Source organism: Nocardia sp. NPDC049707 (assembly GCF_040674855.1).
Lineage (GTDB): Bacteria > Actinomycetota > Actinomycetes > Mycobacteriales > Mycobacteriaceae > Nocardia.
The window spans coordinates 69,250-84,800 of sequence record NZ_JBFANN010000018.1; the positions used below are offsets into that span (position 1 = coordinate 69,250).

Genomic DNA, 15,551 nt, shown 5'->3' on the forward strand with positions numbered 1-15,551 from the left:
TCCGACCAGCAATTCCTGATGGCACCGATCCCGCGATCATCGGTCGAGTCGTTCGGTGAGGAGGCGGGTGAGGGTGGGGGCGGCGGGGGTGGGGGCTCGGTCGGCGTGCCAGGCGGCGGTTATGGTGACGCGACCTCGAGGGTCGCGGTCTACGATGCCGATTTCGCGGAGGCCGCGGGAGCCGTCGGCTCGGCGGTGGACGTGCAGTACCACCTGGACGGCTGCGGCGAGTTGGCTGTGCAGAGCAGCTCGGTCCATACCACCCAGTGCGGCAAGGGCTTCCAGGCGGGCGGGGACCTCGCGCGGGGAGTTCGCGTGGACGGTGCCCGCGCCGCCGTCGTGGCCGGTGTTCAGGGCGGTCAGGAGGTCGACTACCTCGGCGCCGCGGACTTCGCCGACGACGATTCGGTCGGGGCGCATCCGCAGGGCCTGCCGAACGAGGTCGCGGACGGTTACCGCACCGACGCCCTCGACGTTCGCGGTGCGCGCTACCAGGCGCACGACGTGGGGATGTGGTGGTGCCAGTTCAGCGGCGTCTTCGACGCAGATGATGCGTTCGTCGGCGGCGACCTCGGCTAGTAGGCCGGACAGCAGCGTTGTCTTGCCCGCGCCGGTTCCACCGACCACCAGGAAGGCGAGTCGGGCCCTAATGATTTGCTCCAGTATGAGTTTCGCGTCGGCGGGTACCGCGCCCGTCGCGGCGAGCGCATCCAGTCCCTGTGTCGCCGGACGTAACACGCGTAGCGACAGACAGGTACCGCCGTGTGCTACCGGCGCCAAGACGGCGTGCAGCCGGACTCCGAACGAATCCCCCAGTGCCGCTTGCCTTCCGGACAACCTGCCGTCGACCCAGGGCTGCGCGTCGTCGAGCCGCCGCCCGGCCGACAGCGCCAACCGCTGTGCCAGCCGACGCACCGCCGCCTCATCAGGGAAGACGACCGAGGTTCGCTCCAGCCCACGACCCCGGTCGATCCACACCGCATCCGGTGCGGTCACCAGCACGTCGGCGACCCGAGGATCCTGCAACAGCGGCTCCAACAGCCCGGCCCCGGTCATCTCGGTCTGCAACAGTCGCAATGCCCGCAGCAGATCGGTATCACCGAGCACGCCACCCGCCTCCGCCCGGATTGCCGCCGCCACCTGCGCCGGATCCGGATCCCCCGAAGCACCGGACAACCGGTCGCGCACCCGATCCAACAACTCCGACGTCACCAACGCACTCATCGCAGCCCCTGTCCGGTCGGGGCGCTGAGTACGCCGAGTACGGCGTCCGCGGCGTCGCGGAGCGGGCCGCGACGGAGGGTGAGGCCGCCGCGTTCGAGGCGGGTGGCGAGGCCGGGTTGGGCGCGAACGGCGGCCAAGAGGGGGAGGTCGAGGACCTCGGCGACCTCGCGGCTGCGGAGTCCGCCGGGGGCCGGGCCGCGGACTATCAAGCCCTGATTGGGATTTCGCTTGCCGATATGGGCGGCGACCGATTCGGCGGCGGCTACCGCGCGTAGGCGAGCTGGAACGACCAGAACGACGAGGTCGGCCGCATCGAGTATTTGATCGGCGTGTGGTCCGCGTTCGCCCGAGATGTCGCAGATCACCAAATCGCCTGCGGTACGGCCGGCTTCGATGACGGCGCGGACAGCAGCGGGGCCGATTTCGGCGGGCAAGCGGCCGGCACCGCCGCGGCCGCTGGACAGTACCGCCAGTCCCGGCGCGGCTGCCGGCAGTGCGCTGTGCAGTGCCGCGGCGGACACCCGACCGTCCTCGATGACCAGATCCGGCCAGCGCAGTCCGGCCTCGGTTTCGATGCCGAGCAGCAGGTCGAGACCGCCGCCGAGGGGTGCGCCGTCGACCAGCACCGTGTCACGCCGGAACCGCTCGGCGGCGGATCGCAGTCCGGTCGCCGCAGCCAATGTGGAGGCGCCCGCACCGCCGCTGGCACCCGCGATCGCGACGACAACACCGTCGCCCATGCGGTATTCGCCGTGCTCGGCAAACTTCTCGATAAGCCCGACCGCGGCACCGGGCAGCGCGATGACGCGCTCGGCGCCGACGACTGCGGCGGCCTGCCAATCGGTCAATCCGGGTTCCCCCTCGGTCACCAGCACGATGCCGATCCGCCGGAGATAGCCGGCTCGCGCACAGCTCTCGGCCGCCACAGTGTCCAGAATCACCAGCGGCGCCGCCGCCCAGGCGTGCCGACCAACGGGGAGCTCGCGCTCGTCGAGTTCGCGCTCCGCGGCCGCCGCGACGCGGCGCACCTCATCACACAGCCGAGTGTCGTGGATGAGTACGAGGGCGGGCGGCGGCGCCGGGGCGACTTCGAGGTTCATGCAGGTCAGCGTGCTCGAAGACGAGACCGAGCAGAAGATGCAATATGCCGAATGTGGATAACTCGGGGGGTGTGGATAAATCGGAGAGCCGAAACCGGGCGAATCTGCCCCGGAATAGAGGACGGCCCCAGCCGGGGGGGGAGGAGGCTGGGGCCGTCGGGGTTCAGCCCCGGGGGGTCGGGCTGAACACGCCTGGACTATGTCCAGGTGCCATGAATACTACACCCAAGCCCGGGCCACAACGCAAGTCTGTCGCGGGAGAACTTTATGGCCATGACCGGCCCGGCGCCTCCGGGCAAACCCGCCGAGCGAACCAGACGCCCGACCCGTCCGACGCCGTCGCCGCGGCATGCATATTCTGAACGGGTGACGGCCGATGGCGACCAGACAGAGCTCGAGGACCAGACGGCACGGGACGTGACGGCAACGAAGCGACCGAGCGCCGGCGTGGCCGCATTCTTCGATCTCGACAAAACAGTGATCGCGAAATCGAGCACCCACGTGTTCAGTAAGCCCTTCTACGCGCAGGGTCTGCTGAACCGGCGCGCAGTGCTGGAGAGCAGTTATGCCCACTTCCTGTTCATGCTCTCCGGTGCCGACCACGATCAGATGGAGCGCATGCGCGCGAACCTGACGAACATGGTCGCGGGCTGGGATGTCGAGCAGGTGAAATCCATTGTGGCCGAAACGCTGCACGACCTCGTCGACCCGCTGATCTACGCCGAGGCAGCGGATCTCATTGCCGACCATAAGATCCGGGGACACGATGTAGTGATCGTCTCGGCCTCGGGTGAAGAGATCGTCGGCCCGATCGCCGAGGTGCTCGGCGCCTCGCATACCGCAGCGACCCGGATGGTGGTCGAGGACGGCTGCTACACCGGCGAGGTCGAATTCTATTGCTACGCAACGGGTAAGGTGACCGCGATCGAAAAGCTCGCCGCCGCAGAGGGTTACGACCTCTCGCGGTGTTATGCCTACTCCGATTCCGTGACCGATCTGCCGATGCTGAGCGCGGTGGGGCATCCCACCGCGGTCAACCCGGATCGCAATCTGCGGCGCGAAGCGGTGGCCAAGGGATGGCCGATTCTCACATTCTCCAACCCGGTCTCGCTGTGGGCGCGTTTTCAGAGTCCGTCGTCGACCACCCTTGCCGCGACGGCGGCGGTCGGGCTGAGCGCCGTGGTGGCCGGGGCGATCAGTTATCGGCTGCTGCGCCGTCGACGCTGAGATAGCCGCCCCGGCTCGGACCGCGCAGTGGGCTGTTCACTGGCGACGGATGGCTTGCCTACCGGGTTTGCTGACATAACTAAGAGGCCTTCGCGACCAGGCATTTAACCACGAAACGCCGGTAGACACGCCGATTATTGAATGTTTTCCCAAGCCTTGATGCGAGGGCAGTCACAGGTGTAGAAAGGTAATTACGGAAGGACGGAAGGCCTGGGCGGAGCCGGAAGAGAAGGTTCAGCTCCCCGTCCTATCCTTCCCAGCACGGGCACCAGGTACCCACGCGGAGCGCGCCGCGACAAGGGCAGAAGCGTTGTGGGCCTGCGAGATCCGGGTCTTCGTCGGCGAGGGCCTCGCACAAGTTGCGGGGATGAACCTTCGGAGTTCGGATTATCGCCGAGGCCGCAGAACACAACCCACCCAGCACGCTTGGTAACCCGGTCTCCGTGCTAGCGGGCGGTGCGGTCGTCAACGACAACGCCGCCCGCTTTGATGTGTATCGACACCTATCCGGATGCCGCATCGGCGATCGATGTCGCCTCTCGCGCACCGTCTTCGAAGGCGCCGCAGCACAGGACTACCCAGCCCCCCACCGCATCCGGAGCACCGGAGCCGAATCCGGCCGCCGCATCCAGATACTGCTGACGCCGCCGCAACCAGAACACCTCCGGCACACCGAGGCTGTGCGGGTCCAACCCACTGGACGCGGCCACCAGTCGAGAGGCCGCGCGCGCCACAATGCCGTCGGCCGTGCCGAACGGCCGCAATGCCAACAACTCACCGTGTACGACCGCCGCGATGACCGGTGCGGGCGCCTTGGAGCCGAGCACCGTCTGCGCCAACAGGTCGAGCCGTTCGGCCACACCGTCGTCAGCGCGCGGCCGCCCGAGCAGCGTCTCGTCGGTCACCAGATCGGCCGCGGCCAACAGATGCAGCCGGGCCAGTGCCTGCAACGGTGCGCGCTGCCAGGTGCCGACCAGATTCCGCAGCGCGTCACCGTCGAGCGCCTGCCCGACCCGCAGGGAGCCGGCCAGGATCGGATCCGCGACTCGGCCGTCGGCAGGCAGTTCGGTGCTGCCGCCCTCGATCGCGGCGGATGAGCGCGCGGCACGCACCGCCGCCTCGGCGGCCGTGGTCGGCCAGCCCCGCCGGTTCGCCTTGTGCCGATGCACCGCGGCGAGCGCGTCACGCGCCTTATCGGCGGCTTCGCGCACACCGGGCAGATCGACGAGGGGCTGTAGCGGATCGGTCACTGTACTGATTTTGCCGCGCCCGCACCGCGACCGATCCACGACCCCTGGTCAGCCCGCCAGCAGGTCCCGTCCCGGAATGGCGTCGAGCAGGCGGCGGGTGTACTCCTGCCCGGGATTCTGGAAGACCTCGTCGGTGGTGGCCGCTTCGACGATCTTGCCGGTCTGCATGACCAGAACGTCGTCGGCGATTTGCCGGACGACGGCCAGGTCATGGGTGATGAACAGATAGGACAGCCCCAGCTCGGCTTGTAAATCGTTGAGCAGCTTGAGGATCTGTGCTTGGACGAGAACGTCGAGTGCGGACACTGCCTCGTCGCACACCACGACCTCCGGAGACAGCGCGAGCGCACGGGCCACCGCGACGCGCTGGCGCTGGCCACCGGAGAGTTCATTGGGGTAGCGGCGCATTACCGAGGACGGCAGTGACACCTTGTCCAGCAGGTCGCGCACCGTCGCCTCGCGTTCCTTTGCGGTGCCGATCTTGTGCGTGCGCAGCGGCTCCTCGATGGTGCGGTAGATCGAGTACATCGGATCCAGCGAACCGTAAGGGTCCTGGAAGATCGGCTGCACTCGGCGGCGAAAAGCGAACGCGCCCTTGCTATCCAGCTTGGCCACTTCACGTCCGTCGAAGGTCACCGACCCCGATGTCGGTTCGAGCAGTCCCAGAACCATCTGCGCCACGGTGGATTTGCCCGAACCGGACTCGCCGACAATGGCCGTGGTCGTGCCGCGCTTCAGACGGAACGACACATTGTCAACCGCGACGAAATCCGTCGACTGCCACGGCGTACTGCCCCGAATCTTGAACGCCTTGGTCAGATTCTGCGCGACCACCACGTCATCGGAGACGGCGCCGATTTCGGCATCGGCCGCCGCGACCTCCCCGGCGACCTGTACCGCCTGCTTGCGCACCTCGATACGTTCCCGAACCGAGGACAGCCGCTGCGAGGCGAGTGAGGGCGCCGAATTCACCAGCTTCTTGGTGTACAGATGTTGCGGTTCGCGCAGAATCTGCAGTGCCGGACCAGATTCCACCACCTTGCCCCGATACATCACCACCAGGTGTTCGGCGCGTTCCGCGGCCAGGCCGAGGTCGTGGGTGATGAGCAGGACCGCGGTGCCGAGTTCGCTGGTGAGTCCGTCGAGGTGGTCGAGGATCTGCCGCTGCACCGTCACGTCGAGAGCCGAGGTGGGCTCGTCGGCGATCAGCAGTTTGGGTCGGCAGGCCAATCCGATGGCGATCAGCGCGCGCTGGCGCATGCCGCCGGAGAATTCGTGCGGATACTGGTTGACGCGGCGCGCCGCATCGGACATCCCGGCTTCCTCGAGCAGTTCGATGGCGCGCTGCTTGGCCGCGTTGCCCTTGGCAATGCCATTGGCCTCCAGCGTCTCTCGGATCTGGAACCCGATCTTCCACACCGGATTCAGATTCGACATCGGATCCTGCGGTACCAATCCGATACCGCTGCCGCGGACCGCGACGACCTCCTTCTTCGACGCCTTCGCCAAATCCTTGCCGTCGAATCTGATCGCACCGGAGGTCACCTTTCCGGTGCCGGGGAGCAGATCGATAATGCTGTGCGCGGTTGTGGATTTCCCGGATCCGGATTCGCCGACGATGGCGACGGTCTGGCCCGGATAGACCGTCAGACTGACGTCGCGTACCGCCGGAATCTTCTTGCCCTCGGAGGAAAAGCAGACATTGAGATCCTCGATCTCGAGCAACGGTTTGTCGGACATCGCCGCGGTCACCTCTTCCTCGCCTTTGGATCGAGCGCGTCCCGCAGCGCGTCCCCGAGCAGGATGAAGCTCAGCACGGTGAGTGCCAGAGCGGTTGCGGGATAGAACAAAATCGGCGATCCGCCGCGCAGTTCGTGCTGGTTGGTACTGATATCCGAGCCCCAGGACACGATTGTGCGGGGCAGGCCGACGCCGAGGTACGACAGCGTCGCCTCGGTGACGATGAACCCGCCGAGCCAGATCGTGGTGACCACGATCAGCGGTCCGGCCGCATTCGGCAGCACGTGGCGCAGCAGCGTGCGCATTCGGGATACCCCCAATGCCTTTGCTGCCGTGACATATTCGCTGTTCTTCGCCTCGATCACCGCACTGCGCGCGATACGTGCCGCCTGTGGCCAGGTGAATCCGGCCAGGATCAGGATGACGGTCCAGATCGTGCGTGAATCGAGCAGCTGCATGATGACGATCGCGGCCAGCATCAGCGGAATCGCATAGAAGATCTCCGCGATGCGCGATACCACCGAATCGAGCAGCCCGCCGTAGAAGCCAGCGAGGGCGCCGAGCGTGCCGCCGACGAGCAGGAATACCGTGGTGGCACCCAATCCGGCCATTACGGAAGCCCGTGCGCCGTAAACGGTTCGGGTATAGACATCACAGCCCTGTTTATCGAAACCGAAGGGGTGGCCTGGCCCGCGCGGATCCATGCTGAAATCGCCATTGCAGTACCGAGGATCCTGATCAGAGAACAGGCCGGGCCACAACACCACGATGGCCATGAACACGATCAGCACCGCGGCCACGATGAAGATCGGATTGCGGCGCAACTGCCGCCACGCGTCCTGCCAGATGCTGGTCGGCGAACCGGTATCGACGACCTGATCGGTGGCGAGCACCTCGACTTCATCGGGAGGTGCGACGAAATGCTGCTGCCTGTCCAGAGTTTTCTTCGCGAGCTCAGGCATAGCGGATCCTCGGGTCGAGCGCGGCATAGAGCAGATCGATGATCAGATTCGAGATCAGGAAGATCACGATGAGCACCGTCACGAACGAGACCACCGTCGGCGGCTCACCGCGGGTAATCGCCTGGTACAGGGTCCCACCCACGCCTGGAATGTTGAAGATGCCCTCGGTGACGACCGCGCCGGCGATCAGGTTACCGAGATCGGTGCCGAGAAAGGTGATCACCGGAATCATCGAATTCCGCAGAATATGCACGGTGACCACCCGCGGGCGACTGAGCCCCTTCGCGGTCGCAGTGCGCACATAATCGGCGGACATGTTCTCCGCCACCGAATTTCGGGTCAGCCGCAGCACATAGGCGAACGACAGCGCCCCCAGCACGAAGGCGGGCACGAGCAGTTCACCGACGCTCGCCTTACCGGTGACGGTCACCGGCGCGATACCCCACTTCACACCCAGTATGAACTGGGCCAGGAAGCCGATCACGAAGATCGGCACCGCGATGATGATCAGGCTGACCACCAGCAGCGTCGAGTCGAACAGTTTGCCTTTGCGCAGTCCCGCGATCAGGCCGAAGACGACGCCGAAGACGCCCTCGATGAGCACCGCCATCAATGCCAATTTGATGGTGATCGGGAAGGCGCGGGCGAGTTCGTCGCGCACCGGGCGACCGGAGAAGGCCGTCCCGAAGTCGAGTGTGAAAATGCCCTTCAGATACAGCAGATACTGCACGATGAACGGACGATCCAGGTGATAGCGCGCACGCAATTGGGCCTCCACGGCAGGCGTCATCGGCTTGTCGCCGGCCAGTGCGTGGATCGGATCGCCCGGAAGTAAGAAGACCAGTGCGTAGATGAGCAGCGTCGCCCCGATGAAGACAGGGATCATTTGGAGCAGACGCCGCACGACATACCAGGCCATGTCATCTCCTGGGTGAGCGGCGCGGCCGTGCCGTCACCGGCACGACCGCGCCGAGCGGCTACTTCTCGATGTTCTCGAAGTCGAACAGACCATTCCAGGCCAGTTCGGCCTTCTTCACCTTGTCCGAACGTCCCGCCGCGGCAAGGTAATCGATCACCGGGATATCGGCCATATCCTTGATCAGCAACGCCTGCGCCTGTGCCACGATCTTGTACGACTCCTCCAGCGTCGGCGCGGCCAGCGCGGCGTCGAGCAGGTGGTCGAATTCGGGGCTCTTGTAGTCGACGTTATTGGTCTCGGAGTAGCTGTAGTACTGCGAGGTCAGGAACTGCAGCATGGTCGGATAGTCGCCCTGCCAGCCGTAGCGGAACGCCTTGCCGATCGTCTTCTGGTTCACCAGATCTCGGATGTTCTTGAACGTCGGATATGGCGTGCCGACCGCATCGATACCGAGGGTGTTCTTGACGCTGTTGGCCACGGCTTCGATCCACGCCTGGTGGCCGCCATCGGAGTTGTAGGCGATTTCGTAGCGGCCCGACCACGGCGAAATGGCATCGGCCTGCGCCCAAAGCTTCTTGGCCTCTTCGGGGTTGTACTTCAATACCTCCGAACCGGGCAGGTTGCCGTTGAATCCGGGCAGGGTGCTCGAGGTGAAGTCGCGCGCCGGGATCTTGGTGCCGTTGAAGATGGTGTCGCAGATCTGCTGGCGGTTGATCGCCATCGAGATGGCCCGGCGCCGCAGCAGCCCTTCCTCACCGCCGAAATGCGGGACATTGGCCTGGACGCCGATGTGCTGGTTCTGCGCGGACGGATCCAGGATCGCGCGATCGCCGAGGTCCTTCTTGTAGGAAGTCAGCGCGCTGTCCGGAATCGTGTCGAGGGTATCGAGATTGCCTGCCTGCAGATCCGAGTAGGCGGTATCGAACGATTGGTACATGACAAACCGCAGACCCTTGTTCTTGGGCGGACGTCCGCCCTTGTAGTCCGGGTTGGGCGCCAGCTCGATCTTGACGTTGTGATCCCAGGTCTGGAACTTGTACGGGCCGTTGCCGATCGGGTTCTCACCGAAGGCCTTCATATCCTTGAACGCCGCCTCGGGCAGCGGATAGAACGGTGCGTAGCCGAGTTCGGTCTCGAAGTCGATGGACGGCGACTTCAGCGCGACAGTGAAGGTTCGGTCGTCGACCACTTTCAGCCCCGACATCGTTTGCGCCGCTGGCTTTTCCGCCGACACCTCGTCGAACCCGACGATCGGGGTGAACGCGTAGCTCTGCAACTGACCGTTGGTACCGAGCGCGCCGTAGTTCCAGGCGTCGACGAACGACTTCGCGGTCACCGCAGTGCCGTCGGTGAACTTCCAGTCCGGCTTGATGGTGATCGTGTAGTTCTTGCGGTCGCTCGTCTTGATGGACTCGGCCATCTCGTCGTGCGCAACACCCTTGCCGTCGTAGTACTTCAGACCCGCGAACAGCCGGTCGATGACGCGGCCGCCCATATTCTCGTTGGTATTGGTCGGCACCAACGGATTCTGCGGCTCACCGCCGTTCGTGGTGACGACCTCGGCGTCGGCACTATCGCTCGACGAACATGCGGACAGTCCCAGGCTTGTGGCCAGCAGGACTGCCGCGGTCAACGCTGTAGCTCTGTTGAATCTCAACGCGTTCTCCCGATTTCGAGACAGGCGAAGGGGATCCGCGACGACGCATGGGCAGCTGCCCAGCGCGCCTCGACTCGATCCGCCTTGGAATGTCTGGGACGTTAGCGATTCGAAGCAGCCTTGTCACCGGATTGACAGAGGTTCGTTCCACTTGTTACCAATCCGGCAACATCACCGAAACACGCTAAACATTCAGGAGAAGACAGGAATTCGCCGGAAGTATGCCATCGTTGGGCTTCCGGTGTCTGGAGCTGGTCGACCTATGACGATAGCTACCGAAGGCCCGGCTTGTCAGCGGATCGCGCTCGATACCTGTCGCGGTGACGGGATGAAACCCGTTGCACACATCGGGCGCGGCCAATCCTTACGAGCGACCCGCAAGCAGTCGCTAACGGCGATCGCAGTTGGTTACTGTCGAAATCGACTGCGACTGCCAGCACCACGGGGCTCTACGTGAGGAAGAAGCGAGATGACCGAAACCACCGACCACCGGGACTCGTATCCGCCGAGCGCGGAGTTCGTCGCGGCGGCGAATGCCGACGCGTCGTTGTACCAGCGGGCCGCAGCGGATCGCGATACGTTCTGGGCCGAACAGGCCAATCGACTGCACTGGGAGCAGCCGTGGACGCAGGTGCTCGACTGGAGTGACGCACCCGTCGCCAAGTGGTTCGTCGACGGCAAGCTCAATGTCGCCTACAACTGTGTGGACCGCCATGTGCTCGACGGGCACGGCGATCAGGTCGCCATCCATTGGGAGGGCGAACCGGGTGACTCCCGCGACATCACCTACGCCGAACTCCTCGCCGAAGTTTCCCGCGCCGCAAACTATCTGACCGAACTCGGGCTCGAAGCGGGCGATCGGGTCGCCATCTATATGCCGATGGTTCCCGAGGCGATCGTATCGATGCTGGCCTGCGCCCGACTCGGACTCACGCATTCGGTGGTATTCGCGGGCTTCTCCCCCACCGCGCTGCGCCAGCGCGTCGACGACGCGAGCGCCCGGTTGATCATCACCACCGATGGTCAATGGCGACGCGGTAAGGCCGCCCCACTCAAGGCGGCTGTCGACGAGGCGCTCTCCGCCCATGGCGATGTGCCGTCCGGCCCGAGCGGTCGACACAGTGTCGAGCATGTACTCGTAGTGCGCCGCACCGATATCGACGTGCCGTGGACCGAGGGCCGCGACGTGTGGTGGCACGAGACCGTCGCGCAGGCCTCCCCCGAACACCGGGCGCAGGCCTTCGACGCCGAACATCCGCTGTTCATCCTCTACACCTCCGGCACCACCGGTAAGCCGAAGGGCATCCTGCACACGAGCGGCGGCTATCTCACCCAGGCGTCCTTCACCCACCACACTGTCTTCGACCACAAGGCCGGACAGGACATCTACTGGTGCACCGCCGATATCGGCTGGGTCACCGGGCACAGCTACATCGTCTACGGACCGCTGTCGAACCGGACCACCCAGGTCGTCTACGAGGGCACGCCGAACTTCCCGGATGAGCACCGGCACTGGAATATCGTCGAAAAATACGGCGTCACAATCTATTACACGGCACCGACGCTGGTGCGCACATTCATGAAGTGGGGCAGGCAGATTCCGGCCGCCCATGATCTGTCCAGTATCCGGGTGCTCGGCAGCGTCGGCGAACCGATCAATCCGGAGGCCTGGCGCTGGTACCGCGAGGTGATCGGGGCGAACTCCGCGCCCATCGTGGACACCTGGTGGCAGACCGAGACGGGGGCGATCATGATCTCCCCGCTGCCGGCCGTCACGGCCGCCAAGCCGGGCGCCGCGATGACCCCGCTGCCCGGTATTTCGGCGAAGGTCGTCGATGAGGAGGGCAAGGCGGTCGAGCTCGGGGAGACCGAGGCCAACGGCTATCTGGTGCTCGATCAGCCGTGGCCGTCGATGCTGCGTGGCATCTGGGGCGATATGGACCGCTACCGGGCCACCTACTGGGAGCGCTACGCCGAACAGGGCTGGTACTTCGCCGGTGACGGCGCCAAGCTCGATGCCGACGGCGATCTGTGGGTGCTCGGCCGGGTCGACGATGTGATGAATGTGTCGGGGCATCGCATCTCCACCGCCGAGGTCGAATCCGCACTGGTCGGTCACTCCGGGGTCGCCGAGGCCGCCGTGGTCGGCGCCAGCGATGCGACAACCGGCCAGGGCATCGTCGCATTCGTGATCCTGACTGCCGAGGCCGAGGACACCGGCGACGCGCTGATCGACGAACTGAAGGCGGAGGTGTCACGGGAGATCAGCCCGATCGCCCGGCCGCGCGAGATCCACGTGGTGCCCGAGCTGCCCAAGACCCGTAGCGGCAAGATCATGCGACGACTGCTGCGCGATGTCGCGGAGGGCCGCGACCTGGGCGACACCTCGACCCTGGTCGATCCGCATGTTTTCGAGGCGATTCGGGCCAGTCGCGCCTGAGTCGGCACAGCAGTACGGCCGGTGATGGAAATCGTCCCGGCCGTACCCGTTAGAATTGCGTAAGGTGTGCCGGGAAGCCTGGTCGGCGCGCGGTCGTGTACCTGAAAGCCGGATCGGTGGGATTGCGCGTTCGCGGTCGGAGTCCACCATGGCGGAAGGTTTCCCGTGATCACCCAAGCGCGTTCGGAGCTGACACGCTATCTACGCACTGAAACCGTTGGTGGCGCATTACTTCTGATCGCGGCCGCTGCCGCGTTGCTGTGGGTGAACTCGCCGTGGGGCCAGAGCTATCTCACCGTCACCGAGTACGTCCTGCCGATCAAGGCACTGCATCTGGATCTCACCGTCGCGGAATGGACCAAGGACGGTCTGCTCGCGATCTTCTTCTTCGTCGCCGGACTGGAGCTCAAACGTGAGCTGGTGGTCGGCGAGCTGGCCGACCCCAAGCGGGCCGCACTGCCGATCATCGCCGCGGTCGGCGGCGTCATCACCCCGGCGCTGATCGCCTTCACCGTCGGATTCGGCGTCGACGGGATGGATCGAGGCTGGGCGATTCCGGTGGCAACCGATATCGCGTTCGCGCTGGCCGTCCTGGCCATGACCGGCTCCCGGATCCCGGCGAGCGCACGAGTCTTCCTGCTGAGCCTCGCAGTGGTCGACGATCTGCTCGCCATCATCCTGATCGCGGTGCTGTTCACCACGACGCTGTCGATATTGTGGCTGCTCGCCGCGGCGGCCTGTTTCGCGATGTGGGCGCTGGCCCAGCACAAGCGGATCTCCACACCACTGCTTTATCTGCCACTCGCGCTGGCCTCCTGGTACGCGCTGCACGAGGCGGGTATCCATCCGACCATGGCCGGTGTCGCGCTCGGCTTGCTCACCAGGGTGCGCAAGGACCCGGGCGAGACCGAAGCCCCGGCAATGCGGCTCGAGCATGTGATCCAGCCGATCTCGGCCGGGCTCTGCGTGCCGCTGTTCGCCTTGTTCGCCTCCGGTGTTCCGTTGGACGGCAAGGTTTTCCAGCACCTGTTCAGCGACCGGCTGGCTCTCGCCATAATTCTCGGATTACTACTGGGCAAGACCACCGGAATCTTCGGAATCAGCTGGGTGGCAATCCGATTGGGCATCGCGAAACGTCCGGCCAGCCTGGGTTATCGAGACATGTTCGCCCTCTCGGTGCTCGGCGCGATCGGCTTCACCGTTAGCCTTCTGGTGGCAGAACTCGCGCTGACGAACGTCGGTGACGGATCGGCCGTCGAATTGGCGAAGGCCGCGGTGTTGGTGACGTCAATGGCGGCGTCACTCGCGGGTTCGGCGCTACTGTTGCGGCGTGGCCGTGTCCACCAGGCGCGGCGGGACGCGCGTGCGATAGAACGAGAGATTGAGGCGGAAGCAGTGCCGGGACAGGGAGAAGGGTCGACCAAGTGAGTTTCGCCCAGGACAGAAATGGGACGCAGCGTGGTAACGGGGATGAGTCGCGCAGCGACCGCACTGTCACCTCGATTCCCCTTTCGGACGCCAACCCGGTCGGGTCGGCGAGCTTCGGCACCCTGGTCCGTGATGCCACCGAGCAGATGTCGATGCTGGTGCGGGCCGAGGTCGAGCTGGCCAAGGCCGAGGTAACCGGGGAGATCAAGAAGGGGCTGCAGGGCAGCGTCTATTTCATCCTCGCGCTGACCGTCCTGCTGTTCAGCACCTTCTTCTTTTTCTTCTTCCTCGGCGAGCTGCTCGATGTCTGGCTGGCGCGCTGGGCGGCGTTCCTGATCGTGTTCCTGCTCATGGTCGTCGCGACGGCGGTGCTCGCTCTGCTCGGCTATCTGCGGGTCAAGAAACTGCGGGCGCCGGAGAAGACGATCGATTCGCTCAAGCAGGCGCGCACGGTGCTGCCGAGCGGATTCGGCTCGCATGAGGAGCACTTCTCGCTCGAGCAGCCGTCGAAGTAGCAGCCGCGACGCCGCGGCGGCGTCGACTAGGCGGTGGGCCGGACCCCTACTAGGCTCGGTCGGCGTGTCGTCCAATTCGCTTCCCGATCCGTCCAGCGTCCGTTACGACGGTCCATGGACGCATCGGGACGTGCACGCAAACGGCATTCGCTTCCATGTCGTGGAGGCCGCACCAGACCGTCCGGACGCACCGCTGGTGGTCCTGCTGCACGGATTCGCCGACCTCTGGTGGTCCTGGCGGCATCAGCTGACCGGACTCGCCGAACTCGGCTATCGCGCGGTCGCGGTGGATCTGCGCGGCTACGGCGACAGCGATAAACCGCCGCGCGGCTATGACGGTTGGACGCTGGCCGGTGATGTCGCCGGACTCATTCGTGCCATGGGCTATTCCGAGGCCACGCTGGTCGGACATGCCGACGGTGGACTCGTGTGCTGGACGACCGCGGTGCTGCATCCACGACTGGTGCGCTCGATCGCGGTGGTGAGTTCCCCGCATCCGGCCGCGCTGAAGAGCGCGGTGCTGCGGGATCGGCGTCAGCGGCGCACCTGGCTGCCGAATTTCCTGCGCTATCAGCTGCCGCGCTACGGCGAACATCTGCTGACCACCGGCGACGGCTCGGAGGTCGAACGGCTGCTGCGCCAACGGGTGAGCCGAACCTGGTCGGGCACCGCCGAATTCATCGAAACGGCCGATCGGATGCGCACCGCGATCCAGATTCCGGGGGCGGCGCACTGTGCGCTGGAATACCAGCGCTGGGCCTTCCGCAGCCAGTGGCGTCCGGACGGTCGGCGGTTCATGGCCACCATGCGGGTGCCGATCCGCATTCCGGTGCTCGCCATGCGCGGTGAACTCGACGGCTACATCCTGCCCGCGACCTTCCAGCGCGGCCGGAGGTTGTCACCGCAGCGGCGGCAGGTCGTGATTCCGGGTGCGGGTCATTTTGCGCACCAAGAGAATCCGGAGGCCGTCACAATGGAGTTGGCCAAGCTGCTCGGATAGCCGGTCTCGCGTCCGGCTAGCGGGCAAACCGATCCGACGACGTTTCGAGCGCCATCGAATTCGCCAGCGTCACTTGGCGAATTCGCCCG

12 protein-coding genes are annotated in these 15,551 nt (G+C 65.3%); 5 read left to right on the top strand and 7 right to left on the bottom strand.

Annotation, left to right across the window (positions count from 1 at the left end; translation table 11 throughout):
• Positions 1-36: 36 nt before the first annotated feature.
• Both AB0J29_RS18025 and ssd read right to left on the bottom strand, forming a co-directional pair.
• Complete coding sequence (locus AB0J29_RS18025; RefSeq protein WP_364786815.1) at positions 37-1,224, bottom strand: TadA family conjugal transfer-associated ATPase; 1,188 nt, start codon at positions 1,222-1,224, stop codon at positions 37-39.
• Positions 1,221-2,324: a septum site-determining protein Ssd gene (gene ssd / locus AB0J29_RS18030; RefSeq protein ID WP_364786818.1), complete on the bottom strand. Its 1,104-nt coding sequence runs from the start codon at positions 2,322-2,324 to the stop codon at positions 1,221-1,223. The genes AB0J29_RS18025 and ssd overlap by 4 nt, the downstream gene beginning before the upstream one ends.
• A gap of 417 nt (positions 2,325-2,741) precedes the next feature.
• Here ssd and AB0J29_RS18035 point away from each other — a divergent pair, with 417 nt between their 5' ends.
• Complete coding sequence (locus AB0J29_RS18035) at positions 2,742-3,551, top strand: HAD-IB family hydrolase (protein ID WP_364786934.1); 810 nt, start codon at positions 2,742-2,744, stop codon at positions 3,549-3,551.
• Positions 3,552-4,054: 503 nt separating this feature from the next.
• On the opposite strand, the gene AB0J29_RS18040 is transcribed toward AB0J29_RS18035, so the two are convergent.
• The 5 genes from AB0J29_RS18040 to AB0J29_RS18060 are packed head-to-tail and all read right to left on the bottom strand — an operon-like array spanning position 4,055 to position 10,055.
• On the bottom strand, positions 4,055-4,801 hold the full coding sequence (locus AB0J29_RS18040) for an oxidoreductase (RefSeq protein WP_364786821.1): 747 nt from the start codon (positions 4,799-4,801) through the stop codon (positions 4,055-4,057).
• A gap of 48 nt (positions 4,802-4,849) precedes the next feature.
• Positions 4,850-6,541, bottom strand: a complete 1,692-nt coding sequence (locus AB0J29_RS18045) for an ABC transporter ATP-binding protein (RefSeq protein WP_364786824.1) — start codon at positions 6,539-6,541, stop codon at positions 4,850-4,852.
• Positions 6,542-6,549: 8 nt separating this feature from the next.
• Positions 6,550-7,503: an ABC transporter permease gene (locus AB0J29_RS18050; protein WP_364786827.1), complete on the bottom strand. Its 954-nt coding sequence runs from the start codon at positions 7,501-7,503 to the stop codon at positions 6,550-6,552.
• A complete protein-coding gene (locus AB0J29_RS18055) occupies positions 7,496-8,422 on the bottom strand; it encodes an ABC transporter permease (RefSeq protein WP_364786830.1) in 927 nt (308 codons plus the stop codon). Before AB0J29_RS18055 ends, AB0J29_RS18050 begins: the two co-directional genes overlap by 8 nt.
• A gap of 58 nt (positions 8,423-8,480) precedes the next feature.
• Positions 8,481-10,055 (bottom strand): ABC transporter substrate-binding protein, encoded by a 1,575-nt coding sequence (locus tag AB0J29_RS18060; RefSeq protein WP_364786833.1) that lies wholly within the window; start codon positions 10,053-10,055, stop codon positions 8,481-8,483.
• A gap of 493 nt (positions 10,056-10,548) precedes the next feature.
• On the opposite strand from AB0J29_RS18060, the gene acs reads away from it, so the two are divergent.
• The 4 genes from acs to AB0J29_RS18080 all read left to right on the top strand — a co-directional run bounded on the left by acs (position 10,549) and on the right by AB0J29_RS18080 (position 15,462).
• Positions 10,549-12,519, top strand: a complete 1,971-nt coding sequence (gene acs, locus AB0J29_RS18065) for an acetate--CoA ligase (protein WP_364786836.1) — start codon at positions 10,549-10,551, stop codon at positions 12,517-12,519.
• 168 nt (positions 12,520-12,687) lie between these two features.
• Positions 12,688-13,947 (top strand): Na+/H+ antiporter NhaA, encoded by a 1,260-nt coding sequence (gene nhaA / locus AB0J29_RS18070; RefSeq protein ID WP_364786937.1) that lies wholly within the window; start codon positions 12,688-12,690, stop codon positions 13,945-13,947.
• A 74-nt stretch (positions 13,948-14,021) separates the two neighbouring features.
• Positions 14,022-14,462, top strand: a complete 441-nt coding sequence (locus AB0J29_RS18075) for a phage holin family protein (RefSeq protein ID WP_364786940.1) — start codon at positions 14,022-14,024, stop codon at positions 14,460-14,462.
• A gap of 64 nt (positions 14,463-14,526) precedes the next feature.
• Positions 14,527-15,462, top strand: a complete 936-nt coding sequence (locus AB0J29_RS18080) for an alpha/beta hydrolase (protein WP_364786839.1) — start codon at positions 14,527-14,529, stop codon at positions 15,460-15,462.
• Positions 15,463-15,551 lie beyond the last annotated feature (89 nt).

Bases quoted from the DNA above. Each gene is read 5' to 3' on its own strand.
- AB0J29_RS18025 (WP_364786815.1), bottom strand. From the start codon at position 1,224: ATGAGTGCGTTGGTGACGTCGGAGTTGTTGGATCGGGTGCGCGACCGG.
- ssd (WP_364786818.1), bottom strand. From the start codon at position 2,324: ATGAACCTCGAAGTCGCCCCGGCGCCGCCGCCCGCCCTCGTACTCATC.
- AB0J29_RS18045 (WP_364786824.1), bottom strand. From the start codon at position 6,541: ATGTCCGACAAACCGTTGCTCGAGATCGAGGATCTCAATGTCTGCTTT.
- AB0J29_RS18050 (WP_364786827.1), bottom strand. From the start codon at position 7,503: ATGCCTGAGCTCGCGAAGAAAACTCTGGACAGGCAGCAGCATTTCGTC.
- AB0J29_RS18055 (WP_364786830.1), bottom strand. From the start codon at position 8,422: ATGGCCTGGTATGTCGTGCGGCGTCTGCTCCAAATGATCCCTGTCTTC.
- acs (WP_364786836.1), top strand. From the start codon at position 10,549: ATGACCGAAACCACCGACCACCGGGACTCGTATCCGCCGAGCGCGGAG.